Source organism: Amycolatopsis thailandensis, assembly GCF_002234405.1.
GTDB classification, from domain to species: domain Bacteria; phylum Actinomycetota; class Actinomycetes; order Mycobacteriales; family Pseudonocardiaceae; genus Amycolatopsis; species Amycolatopsis thailandensis.
Genome location: NZ_NMQT01000168.1, coordinates 1 through 16,303 on the forward strand (window position 1 = coordinate 1; position 16,303 = coordinate 16,303).

15 protein-coding genes are annotated in these 16,303 nt (G+C 68.0%); 7 read left to right on the top strand and 8 right to left on the bottom strand.

Going from position 1 to position 16,303, the window contains the following annotated elements; translation table 11 throughout:
• Positions 1-60: 60 nt before the first annotated feature.
• Genes CFP71_RS38790 through pdhA form a run of 3 tightly spaced genes read right to left on the bottom strand, consistent with a single transcriptional unit; the run spans position 61 to position 3,626 of the window.
• On the bottom strand, positions 61-1,410 hold the full coding sequence (locus tag CFP71_RS38790) for a dihydrolipoamide acetyltransferase family protein (protein ID WP_093938876.1): 1,350 nt from the start codon (positions 1,408-1,410) through the stop codon (positions 61-63).
• Positions 1,411-1,426: 16 nt separating this feature from the next.
• Positions 1,427-2,419 (bottom strand): alpha-ketoacid dehydrogenase subunit beta, encoded by a 993-nt coding sequence (locus CFP71_RS38795; protein ID WP_093938877.1) that lies wholly within the window; start codon positions 2,417-2,419, stop codon positions 1,427-1,429.
• Position 2,420: 1 nt separating this feature from the next.
• Positions 2,421-3,626: a pyruvate dehydrogenase (acetyl-transferring) E1 component subunit alpha gene (pdhA, locus tag CFP71_RS38800; protein ID WP_093938878.1), complete on the bottom strand. Its 1,206-nt coding sequence runs from the start codon at positions 3,624-3,626 to the stop codon at positions 2,421-2,423.
• A gap of 373 nt (positions 3,627-3,999) precedes the next feature.
• On the opposite strand from pdhA, the gene CFP71_RS38805 reads away from it, so the two are divergent.
• Both CFP71_RS38805 and CFP71_RS38810 read left to right on the top strand, forming a co-directional pair.
• On the top strand, positions 4,000-5,412 hold the full coding sequence (locus CFP71_RS38805) for a M20/M25/M40 family metallo-hydrolase (protein ID WP_208636136.1): 1,413 nt from the start codon (positions 4,000-4,002) through the stop codon (positions 5,410-5,412).
• 84 nt (positions 5,413-5,496) lie between these two features.
• A complete protein-coding gene (locus tag CFP71_RS38810; RefSeq protein WP_093938880.1) occupies positions 5,497-6,354 on the top strand; it encodes an alpha/beta fold hydrolase in 858 nt (285 codons plus the stop codon).
• Positions 6,355-6,603: 249 nt separating this feature from the next.
• On the opposite strand, the gene CFP71_RS38815 is transcribed toward CFP71_RS38810, so the two are convergent.
• On the bottom strand, positions 6,604-7,602 hold the full coding sequence (locus CFP71_RS38815; protein WP_093938881.1) for an ABC transporter substrate-binding protein: 999 nt from the start codon (positions 7,600-7,602) through the stop codon (positions 6,604-6,606).
• A gap of 67 nt (positions 7,603-7,669) precedes the next feature.
• On the opposite strand from CFP71_RS38815, the gene CFP71_RS38820 reads away from it, so the two are divergent.
• The gene (locus CFP71_RS38820) at positions 7,670-8,701 is read left to right on the top strand and encodes a FecCD family ABC transporter permease (RefSeq protein ID WP_244199997.1); all 1,032 of its coding nucleotides are present in this window, start codon (positions 7,670-7,672) and stop codon (positions 8,699-8,701) included.
• Positions 8,698-9,702, top strand: a complete 1,005-nt coding sequence (locus CFP71_RS38825; RefSeq protein WP_093938882.1) for a FecCD family ABC transporter permease — start codon at positions 8,698-8,700, stop codon at positions 9,700-9,702. The genes CFP71_RS38820 and CFP71_RS38825 overlap by 4 nt, the downstream gene beginning before the upstream one ends.
• On the opposite strand, the gene CFP71_RS38830 is transcribed toward CFP71_RS38825, so the two are convergent.
• Genes CFP71_RS38830 through CFP71_RS38840 form a run of 3 tightly spaced genes read right to left on the bottom strand, consistent with a single transcriptional unit; the run spans position 9,699 to position 13,158 of the window.
• Positions 9,699-10,541 (bottom strand): transglutaminase family protein, encoded by an 843-nt coding sequence (locus tag CFP71_RS38830; protein WP_093938883.1) that lies wholly within the window; start codon positions 10,539-10,541, stop codon positions 9,699-9,701. The genes CFP71_RS38825 and CFP71_RS38830 overlap by 4 nt on opposite strands.
• Positions 10,538-11,485 carry an alpha-E domain-containing protein gene (locus CFP71_RS38835; RefSeq protein ID WP_093938884.1) on the bottom strand — a complete coding sequence of 316 codons (948 nt, stop codon included), beginning with the start codon at positions 11,483-11,485 and terminating at the stop codon, positions 10,538-10,540. Before CFP71_RS38835 ends, CFP71_RS38830 begins: the two co-directional genes overlap by 4 nt.
• The gene (locus CFP71_RS38840; RefSeq protein WP_167406431.1) at positions 11,479-13,158 is read right to left on the bottom strand and encodes a circularly permuted type 2 ATP-grasp protein; all 1,680 of its coding nucleotides are present in this window, start codon (positions 13,156-13,158) and stop codon (positions 11,479-11,481) included. Before CFP71_RS38840 ends, CFP71_RS38835 begins: the two co-directional genes overlap by 7 nt.
• 148 nt (positions 13,159-13,306) lie before the next feature.
• Between CFP71_RS38840 and CFP71_RS38845 the strand changes: the two genes are divergently transcribed.
• The 3 genes from CFP71_RS38845 to CFP71_RS38855 all read left to right on the top strand — a co-directional run bounded on the left by CFP71_RS38845 (position 13,307) and on the right by CFP71_RS38855 (position 15,746).
• Positions 13,307-14,119 carry a basic amino acid ABC transporter substrate-binding protein gene (locus CFP71_RS38845; protein WP_093938885.1) on the top strand — a complete coding sequence of 271 codons (813 nt, stop codon included), beginning with the start codon at positions 13,307-13,309 and terminating at the stop codon, positions 14,117-14,119.
• 71 nt (positions 14,120-14,190) lie between these two features.
• The gene (locus CFP71_RS38850; RefSeq protein ID WP_093938886.1) at positions 14,191-14,994 is read left to right on the top strand and encodes an amino acid ABC transporter permease; all 804 of its coding nucleotides are present in this window, start codon (positions 14,191-14,193) and stop codon (positions 14,992-14,994) included.
• Positions 14,991-15,746, top strand: a complete 756-nt coding sequence (locus CFP71_RS38855) for an amino acid ABC transporter ATP-binding protein (protein ID WP_093938887.1) — start codon at positions 14,991-14,993, stop codon at positions 15,744-15,746. The genes CFP71_RS38850 and CFP71_RS38855 overlap by 4 nt, the downstream gene beginning before the upstream one ends.
• Here the strand turns inward: CFP71_RS38855 and CFP71_RS38860 are convergent.
• On the bottom strand, positions 15,743-16,303 hold a 561-nt coding region (locus CFP71_RS38860; protein ID WP_093938888.1), incomplete at its 5' end, for an ESX secretion-associated protein EspG. The genes CFP71_RS38855 and CFP71_RS38860 overlap by 4 nt on opposite strands.

Consider the following 16,303-nt stretch of genomic DNA (forward strand, 5'->3'; position numbering starts at 1 on the left):
GTACGTGAAGGCCCCCTTCACTGCGCCTAGCGCAATGAAGGGGGCCTTCACGTACTTGGGTCAGTAGGTGATCGCGACCGCGGGGTCGGCCAGCAGCGCGCCGACGTCGGCCAGGAACTCCGACCCCTGCTGCCCGTCGACCACGCGGTGGTCGAAGCTCAGCGAAAGCTGGAGCACCTTGCGCACCTTGATCTCGCCGTCGACGACCCACGGGGTGTCCTTGATCGCGCCGAGGCACAGGATCGCGGACTCGCCGGGGTTGATGATCGGCGTACCGGTGTCGACGCCGAAGACGCCGACGTTGGTGATGGTGATCGTGCCGCCGAGCATGGCCGCCGGGGTGGTCTTGCCCTCGCGGGCGACGTCGGTCAGCTCGGTGAGCGCGATCGCGAGTTCCTTGAGGGACATCGAATCCGCGTCACGGACCTTGGGTACGACGAGCCCGCGCGGAGTGGCCGCGGCGATCCCGAGGTGCACGTAGTCCTTGTAGACGATCTCCTGTGCGGCCTCGTCCCACACCGCGTTGACGTCCGGAGTGCGCTTGGCCGCCAGGCAGACGGCCTTCGCCGCGAAGGTCAGCGGGGTGACCTTGACTCCGGCGAACTCACGCGACTTCTTCAGCTTCTCCCGGAACTCCATCATCGGCGTGACGTCGATGGTGAGGAATTCCGTGACGTGCGGGGCGGTGTACGCGCTCTGCACCATCGCGGCCGCGGTGGCCTTGCGGACGCCCTTGATCGGCACCCGGCGTTCCCGCGTCGCGGGGTCGTATCCACTGTCCACAGTAGACACAGTGGCGGCCGGGGTGGCGGAACCGTTGGCGGCGGCGTGCACGTCGTCGCGGGTGATGACGCCGCCGTCCGCGGTGCCGGTGAGCGCGTGCAGATCGACGCCGAGGTCCTTGGCGAGCTTCCGGACCGGCGGCTTCGCCAGCGGGACGTACCCGCCCTTCGGCTTGGCAGGCGCCGGAGCGACCGCCACCGGAGCAGGCACGGGAGCGACGGCGACCGGAGCGGGAGCTGCGGCCACGGGAGCGGCAGCGCCCTTCCGTGCCCGACGCTGGGTGACGACGGCCTTGGAGCCGTAGCCGACCAGCGGCTTCATCTCCTCTTCGGCTTCCTCCGCCGCCGGGGCGGCAGCGGGTGCCGGAGCCGCCTTGCCGTTCGGGTCGACGTCGATGGTGAGGATCGGCGCGCCGACCTCCACCGTCTGACCCGGCTCGACGAGCAGTTCGGTGACCACGCCCGCCCACGGGATGGGCAGTTCGACGGCGGCCTTCGCGGTCTCGACCTCGACCACGATCTGGTTCACCGTCACGGTGTCACCCGGCTTGACCTGCCAGGCGATGATGTCGGCCTCGGTCAGCCCCTCCGCCGTGTCGGCGAGGGGAAAGTGTTTGTACTCGGGCATTTCAGGAACTTCCCCCTTACCAGGCGAGCGAACGGTCGACGGTGTGCAGCACCCGGTCCAGGTCGGGGAGGTAGTGCTCCTCGAGCTTGGCAGGCGGGTACGGCGTGTCGAATCCGGTCACCCGCAGCACGGGGGCTTCCAGCGAGTAGAAGCATTCCTGCTGCACGCGCGCGGCGATCTCCGAGGTCAGCGACGACTCCGACGGCGCCTCGCTCAGCGCGATGAGCCGCCCGGTCTTGCGCACCGACTCGAACACCGGCTCCAGGTCGAGCGGGGACAGCGTCCGCAGGTCGATGACCTCCAGCGACTTGCCCTCGTCCTCGGCGGCGGTCGCCGCGTCGAGCGCGACCTTCACCGACGGGCCGTACGCGACGACGGTGGCCGTCGTGCCTTCGCGGACGACGCGCGACTTGAACAGCTGGTCCGGCGTGGCCTCGACGTCGACCTCGGACTTCATCGCGCCCGAGTGGTACAGCTTCTTGGGCTCGAAGAACAGGATCGGGTCGTCGGACTTGATCGCCTGCTGGATGCCCCAATAGGCGTCGACGGCGTTCGAAACCGACACGACCTTCAGGCCGGGAATGTGCGCGAACAGCGATTCCGGCGACTCCGAGTGGTGCTCGACCGCGCCGATGCCGCCGCCGAACGGCACCCGGATCACGATGGGCATCTTGATCTTGCCCTGCGTCCGGTAGTGCAGCTTCGCGACCTGGCTGGAGATCTGGTCGAAGCCCGGGAAGATGAAGCCCTCGAACTGGATCTCGCACACCGGCCGGAATCCGCGGACGGCGAGGCCGACCGCGGTGCCGATAATGCCCGATTCCGCGAGCGGCGTGTCCAGGACGCGCTGCTCGCCGAAGTCCTTCTGGAGGCCGTCGGTGATGCGGAAGACGCCGCCGAGCTTGCCGACGTCCTCACCCATGATCAGGACCTTCGGGTCCTCTTCCATGGCGCGCCGGAGGCCGAGGTTGAGGGCCTTGCCGATGGTGAGTTTCTGGAGGTCGGCCATTTCAGTGCTCACCCGCCCCGACGAAACCGTCCATGTAGGACAGGAACTCTTCGCGCTGCGCGTCCAGCAGCGGCGTGGACTCCGCGTACACGTTGGAGAAGATCCGGTCCGGTGGCGGTTCGGGCATGTTGAAGCAGTAATCGCGCAGCTCGGCCGCGAAGGCGTCCGAATCGGCCTGCACCTGATCGAAGAACGCCTGGTCGGCGCCGCCACCGCGGGCGAGGTACGCCCGGACGCGCTCGATCGGGTCCTTCAGCTTCCACTCCTCCAGCTCGTCGGAGAGCCGGTAGCGGGTGGGGTCGTCGGTGGTGGTGTGCGCGTCCATCCGGTAGGTGAACGCCTCGATCAGCACCGGGCCGTTGCCGTGACGGCACTCCTCCAGCGCCCAGCGGGAGACCGCGAGGCAGGCGAGGACGTCGTTGCCGTCCACGCGGATGCCGGGGAAGCCGTAGCCGCGGGCGCGCTGGTACAGCGGCAGGCGCGACTGGCGTTCGGTGGGCTCCGAGATCGCCCACTGGTTGTTCTGGCAGAAGAACACGAGCGGCGCGTCGTAGACGGCGGCCCAGACAAAGCCTTCGTGCACGTCGCCCTGCGAAGTCGCTCCGTCACCGAAGTAACAGATGGTCGCTTCGCTGTCGTCGTCGCCGACCTTGCCTTCGAACTTCTGGCCCATCGCGTAACCGGCGGCGTTGAGCACCTGGTTGCCGATCACGATGGTGTACGGGTGGAAGCCGTGGGCCTTGTAGTCCCAGCCACTGTGGTCGGTGCAGCGGAAGATGCCGAGCACCTCTTTGAGGTCGACGCCGCGGGCGTACGCGACACCGTGTTCGCGGTAGCTGGGGAAGGCCATGTCCCCCTTCCGCAGCGCGCGGCCGGAGCCGATCTGCGCGGCTTCCTGCCCGAGCAGCGGGACCCAGATGCCGAGCTGGCCCTGGCGCTGCATCGCGTTGGCCTCGCGGTCCGCGCGGCGGACCAGGACCATGTCGCGGTACAGGCCCTTGAGGGCTTCGGCGTCGATGTCGTCGACGTACCGGTCGAATTGCGGCGAGGAGACCCGTTCGCCTTCGGGGGTGAGCAGCTGAGTCAGCTCAGCGCCACCTTCGCTCGTTGCTCGCAAACCGGCGATCACCTGTTCAGGGGAAGGTTGCGCCGCTACGGCGGCGGGACCGTCTCCAGGTTCCGGGTGCGTCCAGTGTTCGGACGGCATGCGCTGCTCTCCTTGATGTCGGCGCCTCTGGCGGCCACTTGTGGCGGCCACAGTGACTGCGCCGGCGGGGACCAGCGCGTCGGATCTGAAGCGCTGGGTCACCATCGGCGTTGACGGTTCGTGCGCACATCCTGGCACGCCGGACGCCGTCTTGGTCAGGGCAGGATGCTGATTTGTTGCTGAGAAAGGGTGTCTGATCAGGGAAAATGCTAGGACGACCGAGTGTGGGGCCGCCGAAAGTAGGGTTTTCACCCGCGGCCCGACCAGCGGACGACGAGTCCGGACGGGTGTCCTGCCCGGCTTGATCGATGACGATCCGTGCCCGCCGTTGTGATCCATCACACGCTCCCGGCGTCGTGGCAGGATGGCGGACGTGGAGCAGAAATCCGTACGCGAAACCGTGGTTTCGAACTGGACCGACGAAGTCCTTCCGAGCCTGTCCGGCCTGGTGGCGATCCCCGCCTTGTCGCCGGCGTTCGACGCCGAGTGGGCGAAGACCGGCCATCTGGCCGCCGCCGTCGAGCACGTCCGCTCCTGGATCGCCGCCCGGGAGATCCCCGGCGCGACGCTCGAGGTCGTGGAACTCGAAGGCCGCAGCCCGCTGCTGGTCGTCGACATCCCGGCGACGTCCGAAGCGGCCGAGAAGGGCACCGTGCTGATGTACGGGCACCTCGACAAGCAGCCCCCGGTCGGTGGCTGGTCCGAGGGGCTCGACCCGTGGACGCCGGTGATCCGCGACGGCAGGCTGTACGGCCGCGGCGCGGTCGACGACGGCTACTCGGGCTACGCGGCGACGACGGCGATCGAGGCCGTGCGCGCCGCCGGTGGCGAGCACTCCCGCGCGGTCGTGCTGCTGGAGACCGGTGAGGAGTCCGGCAGCCCGGACCTCCCCGCCTATGTCGAGCACCTGAAAGAGAAGCTCGGCGAGGTCACGCTGGTCGTCTGCCTCGACGCCGGCGGCACCGACTACAAGCGCCTGTGGCTGACCACCAGCCTTCGCGGCATGCTGCACGTCAACGTCACCGTGAAGGTGCTCGAATCCGCGCAGCACTCCGGCATGGCCAGCGGCATCGTGGCGAGCTCGTTCCGCGTCCTGCGCGCCCTGATCGACCGGATCGAGAACGTCGAGACCGGTGAGATCAAGCTCGCCGAACTGAGCGTCGACATCCCGGAGAACCGCGTCGACGAGGCGCGCGGTGTCGTCGAGATCGCGCCCGGCGCGGCGAAGACGCTGTTCCCGGTGGTCGGCCGTCCGGTGTCCGACGACGACCTCGAACTGCTGCTCAACAACTCGTGGCGGCCGACGCTTTCGGTGATCGGCGCGGCGGGCTTCCCGCTCCCGGCCGAGGCGGGCAACGTGCTGCGCGACAGCACCACGCTCACCCTGAGCTTCCGTCTCCCGCCGACGGCCGACGCGAAGGCCGCGATGGAGGCGGTCCGCCGCGTGCTCACCACCGACGTGCCTTACGACGCTTCGGTCGAGCTCGGCGATTTCCAGGCCGAGAACGGCTGGAACGCGCCGGACACCGCGCCGTGGCTCGACAAGGTCCTGCACCACGTCAGCGGCGAGGTCTTCGGTGAGCCGCACAAGAGCTTCGGCATGGGCGGGTCGATCCCGTTCATGGGGCTGCTCGGCGAGAAATACCCGGACGCGCAGTTCGTGGTCACCGGCGCCTGCGGGCCGGACTCGAACATCCACGTGCCGGACGAGTGGCTGAACATCGACTTCGCGCAGCGGGTCACCGAGGCGGTCGCGCACATCCTGGACGCGCACGCGCGGAGCTGATCTCCTCGCTCACGCTGCAATGAAAGGTCCTTTCCCAGCAAAATTTGCAAGGAAAGGACCTTTCATTGCAAGCGCGGGAGGATCATGTTCGAGGGTTTCCAGCTCGAAAACGTCGATGTCGGCGAAGTGACCCTCAGGGTCCGCCACGGCGGATCGGGGCCGCCTCTCGTTCTCCTGCACGGACATCCCCGCACCCACACGACCTGGTACGACGTCGCGCCCCGGCTCGCGGACGCGTTCACCGTCGTCTGCCCGGATCTCCCCGGCTACGGCCAGTCGTCGAAACCCGAGACCACCGAAGACCACTCGGCGCACTCGAAACGCGCCATGGCCCGGCACATCGTCGCGCTCATGCGCCATCTCGGCCACGAGCGGTTCGCCGTCGCCGGGCATGATCGCGGCAGCGCCGTCGCCTACCGCCTGGCCTTCGACCATCCGGAAGCCGTCACGAAGCTGGCCATCCTCGACGGCATCCCGATCGGCGAGCACCTTTCCCGCGCGGACGCGAAGTTCGCGCAGGCCTGGTGGCACTGGTTCTTCTTCGGCCAGCTCGCGAAACCCGCCGAGCGGGTGATCAACGCCGACCCCGACGCCTGGTACGGCGGCGATCCCGAAGCGATGGGCGCGGAGAACCACGCCGACTTCCTGCGCGCGATCCACGATCCCGAGACGGTCCACGCGATGCTTGAGGACTACCGCGCCGGGCTCGGACCCGACCGCGAAGCCGACGACGCCGACAAGGCGGCCGGGAACAAGATCACGTGCCCGGCGCTCGTCCTGTGGTCCAGCTTCGACGATCTCGGCGACCTGTACGGCGACCCGGTCGCGGTGTGGCGCGAGTGGGCCGAGGACGTCCGCGGTTTCGCGATCGACTCCGGGCACCACATGGCCGAGGACAACCCGGCCGACCTCGCGGCGGCGCTACGTGAGTTCCTGGGCTGAGCGGGTCGTGAGTGGCTAGGCGCTGTCCTGTAAGTCCGTCCGCGGTCTTCGCGCCCAGGTGGTCTCTGACGGCACGGGCGATCCAGCCGAGTACAACCCGGTACGAGGCCGAATCGCCCGCACCGCCAGAGACCACCTGGATCACGAAGCCCATCGAACGGGCTTACAGGACAGCGCCTAGGCCGGTTCTAACCGTCCTTGCCACTCACGACCAACGCGCCCCAATCCTCACCGCCGCCTCTGGTCCCCCTAGGCGAACTTGTTCAGCGCGGCCGTGAGCTCCGTCAGCTGCGGCGTGAACCGCTGGTACGAGAACGGCGTCTCGTTGTTCCACGGGATCAGCTTCCCGGCCTTCACCGCGGGCAGCTGCGCCCAGGTCGGCACGCCGCCGAGCCCGTCCGGGCCGAGCGAGAGCGAACCGCCGCGGTTGTCGTACATGATCACGTCGGCGGGGTACTTGCCGATGTTCTCCCAGCTGATCTGCTGGTAGTAGCCGCCCTGGCTCTCGTCCGGTGCCTCCGGCGTGACGAAGTTCAGGCCCTTGCTCTGGTAGTGCTTCGAGGTCGCGAACTTCGGCGCGTTCGAGACGTAGACGGCGTCCTTCTGCGCGGACACCAGCAGGATCTTCAGCCCGGCCGCCTTCTTGGCCGCTTCGCCGAACGCGGCGTCAGCCTTCTCGTACTCTTCCCTCGCGGCCTTGATCGCCGGAGTCTCGGTGTCGGCGCCGAGCGCCTTCGCGAGCGCGATGAACTTCGCGATCCCCTCGGGCATCGAGATGTCCTGCAGCCGGATCCCGACGCTCGGCGCTGCCTTGTCGATCTTCTCCGTCTGCGTGTCCGGGACGTACCACATCTGTTCCTTGAGGTACATCACGCTGATCAGCAACTGCGGGTTCAGCGAGACGAACTTGTCGAAGTTGAACTCGTTCCACACGTTCCCGAGCGACGTCACGGTGTTCAGGTCGACGCCGCCCGCCTGCGGGTCCGGCTTGCCGTCGGCGAACTTCGACGGGCCGAAGATCCCGACCGACTTCACGCCGAGGTCCCACAGCGCCGCCGCGGCGGTCACCTGCGCGACGATCCGCGTCGGCCGCTCGCCTTCGAGTTTGCGGCCGCGGTCGTCGGTGAAGGACCAGGTCGCGCCCGTTCCCTGCGTGGGTGCTTCGTCCTGATAGCCGCAGGCGGTCAGGAGGCCGGTGGCGCCGAGCGCCGCGGTGCCGGCGAGGAAGCCGCGTCGGGAGAGGTGCATTCGAGATCTTCTTTCGCCATACGACCGGGATTCGTCGTTAGGCTAGCCTTCGCTTACTGTGAGGGCCATGGTCCAGGTCACGGAGCGCGTCAGATCACCCCGGACCAGCGTCTCCGTGAGAACGCTGGTCCTGGTCGGGTCGCTCATCGCACTCGTCGCGGTCGTCCTGCTTTCGATCGGCTTCGGGTCGAACAAGCTTTCCCTCGGCGAAGTCCTCCATGCTCTCTTCGCTTACGACGGCAGCTACAACGACGTCGTCGTCCGCGACGACCGCCTGCCCCGGACGGCGCTCGGCCTGTTCGTCGGGATGGCGCTCGGCCTCGCGGGCTCACTGATGCAAGCGATCACCCGCAACCCGGTCGCGGAACCCGGGCTGCTCGGCATCAACCACGGTGCCGCCGTCGCGATCGTGCTCGCCTCCACGGTGTTCTCGGTGACTTCGCCCGGCCAGTACGTCTGGTTCGCCTTCGCCGGGGCGCTGGCGGGAACCGCGCTGGTCTCGGTGATCGGCGGGACACGCGGCGCGACGAGCCCGCTGCGGCTGGTGCTGGCCGGGGTCGCGATCCAGGCGGTGTTCATCGGGATCAACCAGGCCATGCAGATGATCAACACGCACAACCTCCAGGCCATGCGGTTCTGGCTCGTCGGCTCGCTGGTCAACCGGAACCTCGATCAGCTTTCCGTGCTGCTGCCGTTCTTCGTCGCGGGCGTGGTGATCGCGATCGTGCTGGCGCGTGCGCTGAACGCCTTGGCACTCGGGGAAGACACCGCGCGCGGGCTCGGTGCGAATCCGGCGCTGGTCCGCGCCGCCGGGATGGTGGCCGTCGGGCTGCTGTCGGCGGCGGCGACCGCGGCCTGCGGGCCGATCGCCTTCGTCGGCCTGATGATCCCGCACGTCGTCCGGTCGCTGATCGGCCAGGACGAACGCTGGGTGATGCTGCTGTCGGCGCTGCTCGGACCGGTCTTGCTGCTCGGCTGCGACGTCCTCGGCCGCCTGCTCGGCTCGCCGGGGGAGATCCAGGTCGGCGTGATGACCGAGGTCGTCGGCGGGATCGCGTTCGTGATCGTCGCCCGCCGGTTGAAGGCGGTGCGCCGATGACCGCGCTCGTCCGCCGGGAGTCCGGTTTGGACAGACGATCGACGATCGTCGTCGCCGCGCTGGCCCTGGTGACGCTCGCTCTCGTCGTGCTTTCGGTCGGCACGGGCGACTACGAGATGAGCCCCGGCGAGGTGCTCGCGACGCTGGCGGGCCAAGGCACGAAGGCGCAGTACCTGGTCGTCATGGGACGACTGCCGCGGGTGCTGGTCGCGATCCTCGTCGGCGCCGCGCTGGCACTGGCGGGGGCGATCTTCCAGACGATCACCCGGAATCCGCTCGGCAGCCCGGACGTCATCGGATTCACCACCGGCTCGGCGACCGGCGGCATCGTGACGCTGCTGTTCTTCGGCTCCGGCCCCGGCGTCGTCTCACTCGGCGCGCTGGCGGGCGGCCTGCTGACGGCGTTGCTGGTGATGGCGTTGTGCGCGCCGCACGGTCTGCTGAGTTCGCGGCTGGTGCTGCTCGGGATCGCGGTCAGCGCGGTGCTGGGCGGCGTGAACGCGTACCTGCTGGTCAAGGCGAACCTCGAAGCCGCCGCGCAGGCGGTCGGCTGGCTGGTCGGTGACCTCTCCGGCCGTGACTGGACCTACTTCGTGCCGCTGGCGATCGCGATGGCGGTCTTCGCGCCGATCGTGTTCGCGAACGGCCGCGCGCTGCGCATGCTGGAGATGGGCGACGACACCGCGACCGGCATCGGCGTCGACGTGCCTCGCGTGCGGCTGACCCTGGTGCTGGTCGCCGTCGGACTGGTCGCCGCCGCCACCGCGACGACGGGGCCGCTCCAGTTCATCGCCCTCGCCGCGCCGCAGCTGGCCCGCCGGATGACGCGCCTGCCGGGGCCGAACCTGGTGGCGTCGGCCTTCGTCGGGGCGACCTTGGTCGTCGCGGCGGACTACGTCGGCCAACGCCTGCTGGCGTCTTCGCTGCTCCCGGCGGGCGTCGTCGCGGCGGCCCTCGGTGGCGTGTACCTGCTCTGGCTGTTGCTCCGAAGACGGGCTTAGGTCAGCCGCGTCAGCTGCACCGAAACGTCCAAAGTGGACTGACCGCCGCCGGTGAAGATGCCCTTGAGCGGCGGCACGTCGGCGTAGTCGCGGCCGTAGGCGACCCAGACGTGCCGCGGCCCGACCGGGATCGCGTTCGTCGGGTCGTAGGCCCACCAGCCGCCGGTCCAGACGTCGACCCAGGCGTGGCTTTCGCCTTCGACCGTCTCACCGAGCTTCGCCTCCGGTTTCGTGTGCAGGTACCCGGAGACGTACCGCGCCGGGACGCCGATCGCGCGCAGCATCACCAGCGTCACATGCGCGAAGTCCTGGCAAACCCCTTCGCGCGCACGCCAGGCGTCGGTCGCCGTACTGTGCACGCCGGTGGTCCCCGGCTGGTACTTGAGCTGCTGGTTGACCCATTCGCAGACGGCGAGCACGGCCTCCGCCGGGTCGAGCCCCTTCCGCAGTTCGCGCGCGACCTTCGTCAGCTCGGGATCGCGCGGCGTGTACGCCGTCGGCGTCAGATACTCGGTGCGGTGATCGACCACGGTGTCGCCGCGCAGGTCTTTCCACGACGCCGAACGGATCGGCTCTCCTTCGTCGGCGGTCTCGACCACCGACGTCGCGAGCACGGTGAACTCGGTGTGCGGCGCGTGAAGGTCGAACGAGGTCACGACGGTGCCCCAGTAATCCGTGTACCGGTACGCACGGGTCGCCGGCGTCGTCTCGACGCGGTTCACGACCGTGGTCTGCCGCCGGTCGGACCGCGGGGTCAGCCGCGCCTCGTTGTACGACTGCGTGGCCGGTGTCGCGTACCGGTATCCGGTCCGGTGGGCCACCCGAAGCTGCCAGGTCACAGCGAAACCTCCGCACCGCTCCAGGCCACCCAAGGCGACGAATGGAAGTACTGCACCGAAACCGCGTCGCCGATGTCCTTGATCGACGTCTGCAGGGTGACGAGCCGCTTCGGCAGGTCGTCCAGCAGGTCCGACTGCCGCAGGAACTCCAGTTCGCTGCGGGCGCGGCCGAGTTGCCGCAGTGCCTCGGACTTCTCGTTGGCCCGCGAGTTGACGCCGGGGTCCAGCCGCTCGAGGCATTCTTCGGCTTGGCGCAGCGCGTGGAACACCGAACGCGGGAAGAGCGTGTCCCTCATCAGGAACTGTACGACCCGGGCGGCGTCGAGCGCGCCGCGATAGGTCCGCAGATACGTGTCCTGCGCGCCCGCCGAGCGGAGCACGGTGATCCAGCCGGGTGAGGACGCGCTGTCCTGAACCCGCGAAAGCAGCAGTCGCACCACCATGTCCGCGCGTTCGATCGAGCGGCCGAGCACCATGAACAGCCAGCCGTCGTCGCGGCTCATCGTCGAATCGGCGAGTCCGGCGAACATCGCCGCGCGCTCCTCCACGAAGGAGAGGAAGGCGTGCGGCCCGGCGCGGCGCGCGTACCGCTGCCTGTCCGGTACCGCGTTCCAGGTCGCGTTCAGGCATTCCCACAGCTCGGTCGAGACGACCTCTCGGGCACCGCGCGTGTTCTCCCGGGCAGAGTTGATCGAGCCGACGATCGACGCCGGATTGTCCTTGGCGTAGGCGACCAGTTCGGTCAGCTTCCACACGTCGAGCGAATCCATGCCCTCCGGCGAGATGCCGAGGACGGCGAGCAGCTGGCGGCTCGCGTGGTCCGGGTCGACGCTGGCGTCTTCGAGCAGCTGGTGCACGGAGACGTTGAGGATCCGGGAGGTGTCGTCGGCGCGTTCGACGTAGCGGCCGATCCAGTACAGCGATTCCGCGTTACGGGCTAGCACGGTGACCCTCCCTGCGCTTGTTGCTGCTGCTGTTGCTGGGTGGTGGTCAGCTCGGGACCCTGCTCGGCGATCAGGCCGTCCACATGGGACAGTGCGCCGAGCGCGGGCCGTTCCAGCTCCCGTTCCGCCGTCGAGGATCGCGGCGCCAGCACCCAGGTGTCCTTCGAGCCGCCGCCCTGCGACGAATTGACCACCAGACTGCCCTCCGGGAGCGCGACCCTGGTCAGTCCGCCCGGCAGGACGAAGATCTCCTTGCCGTCGTTGACCGCGAACGGCCGGAGGTCGACGTGCCGCGGCGCCAGCCGTGCGTCCACTTTGGACGGAACGGTGGACAGCTGGACGACGGGCTGGGCGATCCAGCCGCGTTTGTTCGCCCGGACTTTGCGTTTGAGCGCGGTCAGCTCCGCCTGCGTCGCGTCGGGGCCGAACACGATGCCGTAGCCGCCGGAGCCCTCGACCGGTTTGATCACCAGCTCGTCCATGTGCTGCATGACGTGGTCGAACTCGTCCGGCAGCCAGCACCGGAAGGTGTCGACGTTGGGCAGCAGCGGCTTTTCGTTGAGGTAGTACTTCACCATCTCGGGCACGTAGGTGTAGACGAGCTTGTCGTCGCCGACCCCGTTGCCGACGGCGTTCGCGACCACCACGTTGCCCGCGCGGGCCGCGTTGAGGATCCCGGCGACGCCGAGCACGGAGTCCGGCCGGTAGTGCACCGGATCGAGGAATTCGTCGTCGATCCGCCGGTAGATGACGTCGACCTGCCGTTCGCCCTCGGTGGTGCGCAGGTAGACGACGTTGTCCCGGCAGAACATGTCGCGACCCTCGACCAGCTCGACCCCCATCAGCCGGGCCAGCAGCGAATGCTCGAAGTACGCCGAGTTGTGCACACCGGGCGTGAGCACGACGACCATCGGGTCGGCGACGTTGGCCGCGGCCGCCGCCCGCAGCGCGCGCAGCAGATGGGAGGCGTAGTCGCCGACCGGGCGCACCCGGTGCTGGGCGAACAGGTCCGGGAACACGCGCGCCATCGTGCGGCGGTTCTCCATCACGTACGAAACACCCGAGGGATTGCGAAGATTGTCCTCCAGCACCCGGAAGGTGCCTTCTTCGTCGCGCACCAGGTCCACACCGGACACGTGGATGCGGACGCCGTTGGGCGGGTTGATCCCGAACGCTTCGCGCTGGAAATGCTCACACGAGGTGATCAGCCGTCGCGGGAGAACGCCTTCGCGCAGGATCTGCCGATCGCCGTACACGTCGGCGAGGAAGGCTTCGAGCGCGCGAACCCGTTGGGCCACGCCACGTTCGAGTTTGCTCCATTCGGATGAAGTGATCACTCTCGGTACGAGATCGAGCGGGAAAGGACGTTCCTGGCCGGACAGCGAGAACGTGATGCCCTGGTCCACCATGGCCCGGTCGATGGCCGCCGATCGGGACGTGAGGTCCGCCGAGGTCAGCGCGGAGATCGATTCGTAGAGCGCCCGGTACGGCTGGCGGACCGTGCCGTCGGCGGTGAACATCTCGTCGTACGCGCCCGCGTGCGGCCTGGACGGCGAAAGATAGCCGTCGAACTGCGCTCCGGGTTTCGCCGCGCGCCTCGCCGAAGTGGTCGCGCGAGGGCGGCGGCCCGCAGGTGGGAGCCGCGGCGCCGAGTTGTTGTTCATGGTCGCCATACTCGCTCACCCTGCCATGTCGGCGCGATACCTCATGCAATGCCCGTGACGGCCGAAACGGCGCTGTAACGTCGTAGTGCTGTGCTTGCCGCCGGATGAGTGGCAATATGCGTGCTCTCGACACATGGGAACTACAAGGAGTGACGACGTGGCCCGATTCAAAGCGCTCGCCCTGATCCCGGCGCTCGCCCTAGCCGCGGGCGCGCTGTCCGCGTGCGGCGAGGAAGGCGGAACCGCGGCCGGCGGCGTTCAGCTCGTCGCGTCCGGCAAAGTGACCACCTGCACGCACCTGCCCTACCAGCCGTTCCAGGTGAAGCAGGGCGACAAGATCGTCGGCTTCGACGTCGACCTGGTCGACCTGGTCGGCAAGAAGCTGGGTGTCGAGCAGAGCATCGTCGACATCGCCTTCGAGAACATCGAGTCCGGTGAGTCGATGAACAGCGGGCAGTGCGATCTCGCCGCCGCCGGCATGACGATCACCGACAAGCGCAAGGAGAAGTTCGACTTCTCCGACCCGTACTTCGAGGCGACCCAGGCGCTGCTGGTCAAGGCGGGCTCGCCGATCAAGGATCTGTCCAACGTGGCGGGCAAGAAGATCGGCGTGCAGTCGGCCACCACCGGCGCCGAGTACACGCAGAAGGAAGCCAAGGGCGCGGAGATCGTCACCTTCGACGACCTCGCGCTGCTGGAGCAGGCCGTCAAGAACGGCACGATCGACGCGGGCGTCAACGACAACGGCGTGCTCTACGACTTCGCGAAGACGAACCCGGACACGACGGTCGTCACCGAGTTCAAGACGAACGAGTTCTACGGAATCGGCGTGAAGAAGGGCAACAGCGCCCTGCTCGGCCAGATCAACGAGGTGCTCAAGGCGTCCGTGGCGGACGGCTCCTACGCGCAGATCTACCAGAAGTGGTTCGGCAAGGCGCCGACCTGGCAGCCTGGATCCGCGACGAACTAGTTTAATGCCGCCCTGTGGCCGGTGCCCAGCGCACCGGCCACAGGTTTGTCGCCACCTGTTTGAGGAGAGAAATGGCTCTGAGCCGCCGCCAGCGACGTTCGGCCTTCCGGACCGGGCAATACGTCCTGCTGCTGGTGATCGTCGTCGTGCTCGCGCTGCTGGCCGACTGGGGCAGGATCGGCAAGGCGTTCTTCGATCTCGAAGTCGCCGCCAACCAGTTCCCGGAAGTCATCACCGTCGCACTGAAGAACACCATCGTCTTCACCGCACTGGGCTTCGCGCTCGGTCTCGGGCTGGGCCTTTTGCTCGCCCTCATGAGACTTTCCTCGGTCGGCCCGTACCGCTGGGTGGCGCGCGGGTACATCGAGTTCTTCCGCGGCCTGCCCGCGCTGCTGATCTTCATCGCCGTCGGCATCGGCGTGCCGACGGCCTTCAACACGAACCTGCCGCGCAATATCGCGATCATGCTGGCGCTGGGCATCGTGTCGTCCGCGTACATGGCGGAGACCATTCGCGCGGGTATCCAGGCGGTGCCGCGCGGACAGGTCGAAGCCGCGCGTTCGCTCGGCATGTCGCCCGCGCGGACGATGATCACCGTCGTGATCCCGCAGGCGTTCCGGATCATCCTGCCGCCGCTGGCCAACGAGCTGATCATGTTGACCAAGGACTCTTCGCTGGCGTTCCTGCTCGGCACCACGCCGTTGCAGCAGGAACTGGCGCAGTTCAGCCGTCAGGCGCTGATCCAGGCCAGGGGGCTGACGCCGGTCGTCGTCGCCGGGCTGTGTTATCTGGTGATCACCATCCCGCTGTCGATCCTGCAGCAGCGGCTTGAGAAGAAATACGGAGCCGGAGTGCCCGGCGGAGGAACGGTATGAGCGGCCAGACGATCGTCGAGGTTTCAGGACTGCACAAGGCGTTCGGCGAACTCGAGGTGCTCAAGGGCATCGACCTGAGAGTCGAACGCGGTCAGGTCGTCTGCATCATCGGCCCGTCGGGTTCGGGCAAGTCGACGCTGCTGCGCTGCGTCAACCTCCTCGAGGAACCGCAGCAGGGCAAGATCGTGGTCAACGGCAGCGAGATCACCGATCCGGACGTCGACATCGACGGCGCCCGCACGAAGATCGGCATGGTCTTCCAGTCGTTCAACCTCTTCTCGCACCTGAGCGTGCTCGACAACCTCACTGTCGCGCAGCGCAAGGTTTTGAAGCGTGGCAAGGAAGAGGCGGAGCGCGTCGCGCGGGACAACCTCGCGAAGGTCGGGTTGGCGGAGAAGGAGTCTTCGCTGCCGACACAGCTTTCCGGTGGGCAGCAGCAGCGCGTGGCGATCGCCAGGGCGCTGTCGATGGACCCGGACGTCATGCTGTTCGACGAACCGACGTCTGCGCTCGACCCCGAGCTGGTCGGTGACGTGCTCGCTGTCATGCGCCAGCTCGCGCAGGAGGGCATGACGATGCTCGTCGTCACCCACGAGATGCAGTTCGCCCGTGAGGTGGCCGACATCGTGCTGTTCATGGACGGCGGCGTCGTCGTCGAACAGGGCGCGCCGGACCAGGTCATCGGCGACCCGCAAGAGGAACGCACGAAGACGTTCCTCTCACGGGTCCTGAATCCCAACCACCAGGGTTAGCGTCCTCGGAGCTGCGACTCCAGCTGGACCACCTTCGAGGCGATTTCGTGCGGCCCGGCGCCCATGAGGCTCACCCAGCCCTTGGCGTCCGGGCCGAACACGACGCGGCCCTGTTCGGTGTCCATCCAGCCTGGTGGCCGCTCGACGCGTTTCCGGTTGCCGCCGCCGTCACGGATGGCGACGTACAGCCTGCCGAAGAAGGTGTGCGGCGACCGGATCCACTGGAGGACCTTCTTGGCGTCGCGGATGCTCGGGCTCGCGCCCGTCAGCATTTCGCCCTTCATGAGGACTTGCAGGTCGGCTTCCGAGCAGTTCAAGGACGGCGTGCGCGCGCCGGGGGCCTCGGGCAGCAGACCGGTGAAATCCTGCGGGAGCGTGTCCGGCCGGGTCGGCTTCAGATAGACGACCTTGTCGACCAGGACGACGGTGACCGCCTCACGGCCGCTGCCCGCGGCGCGAACGGTCCGTTCACGCCCCTCCGACTTCACCCACGAGTAGTACTCGACCGCCGGCCGCTGCAGGAAGCGCAGCGTGTCGAGGAATTCGTCGTCGATCCG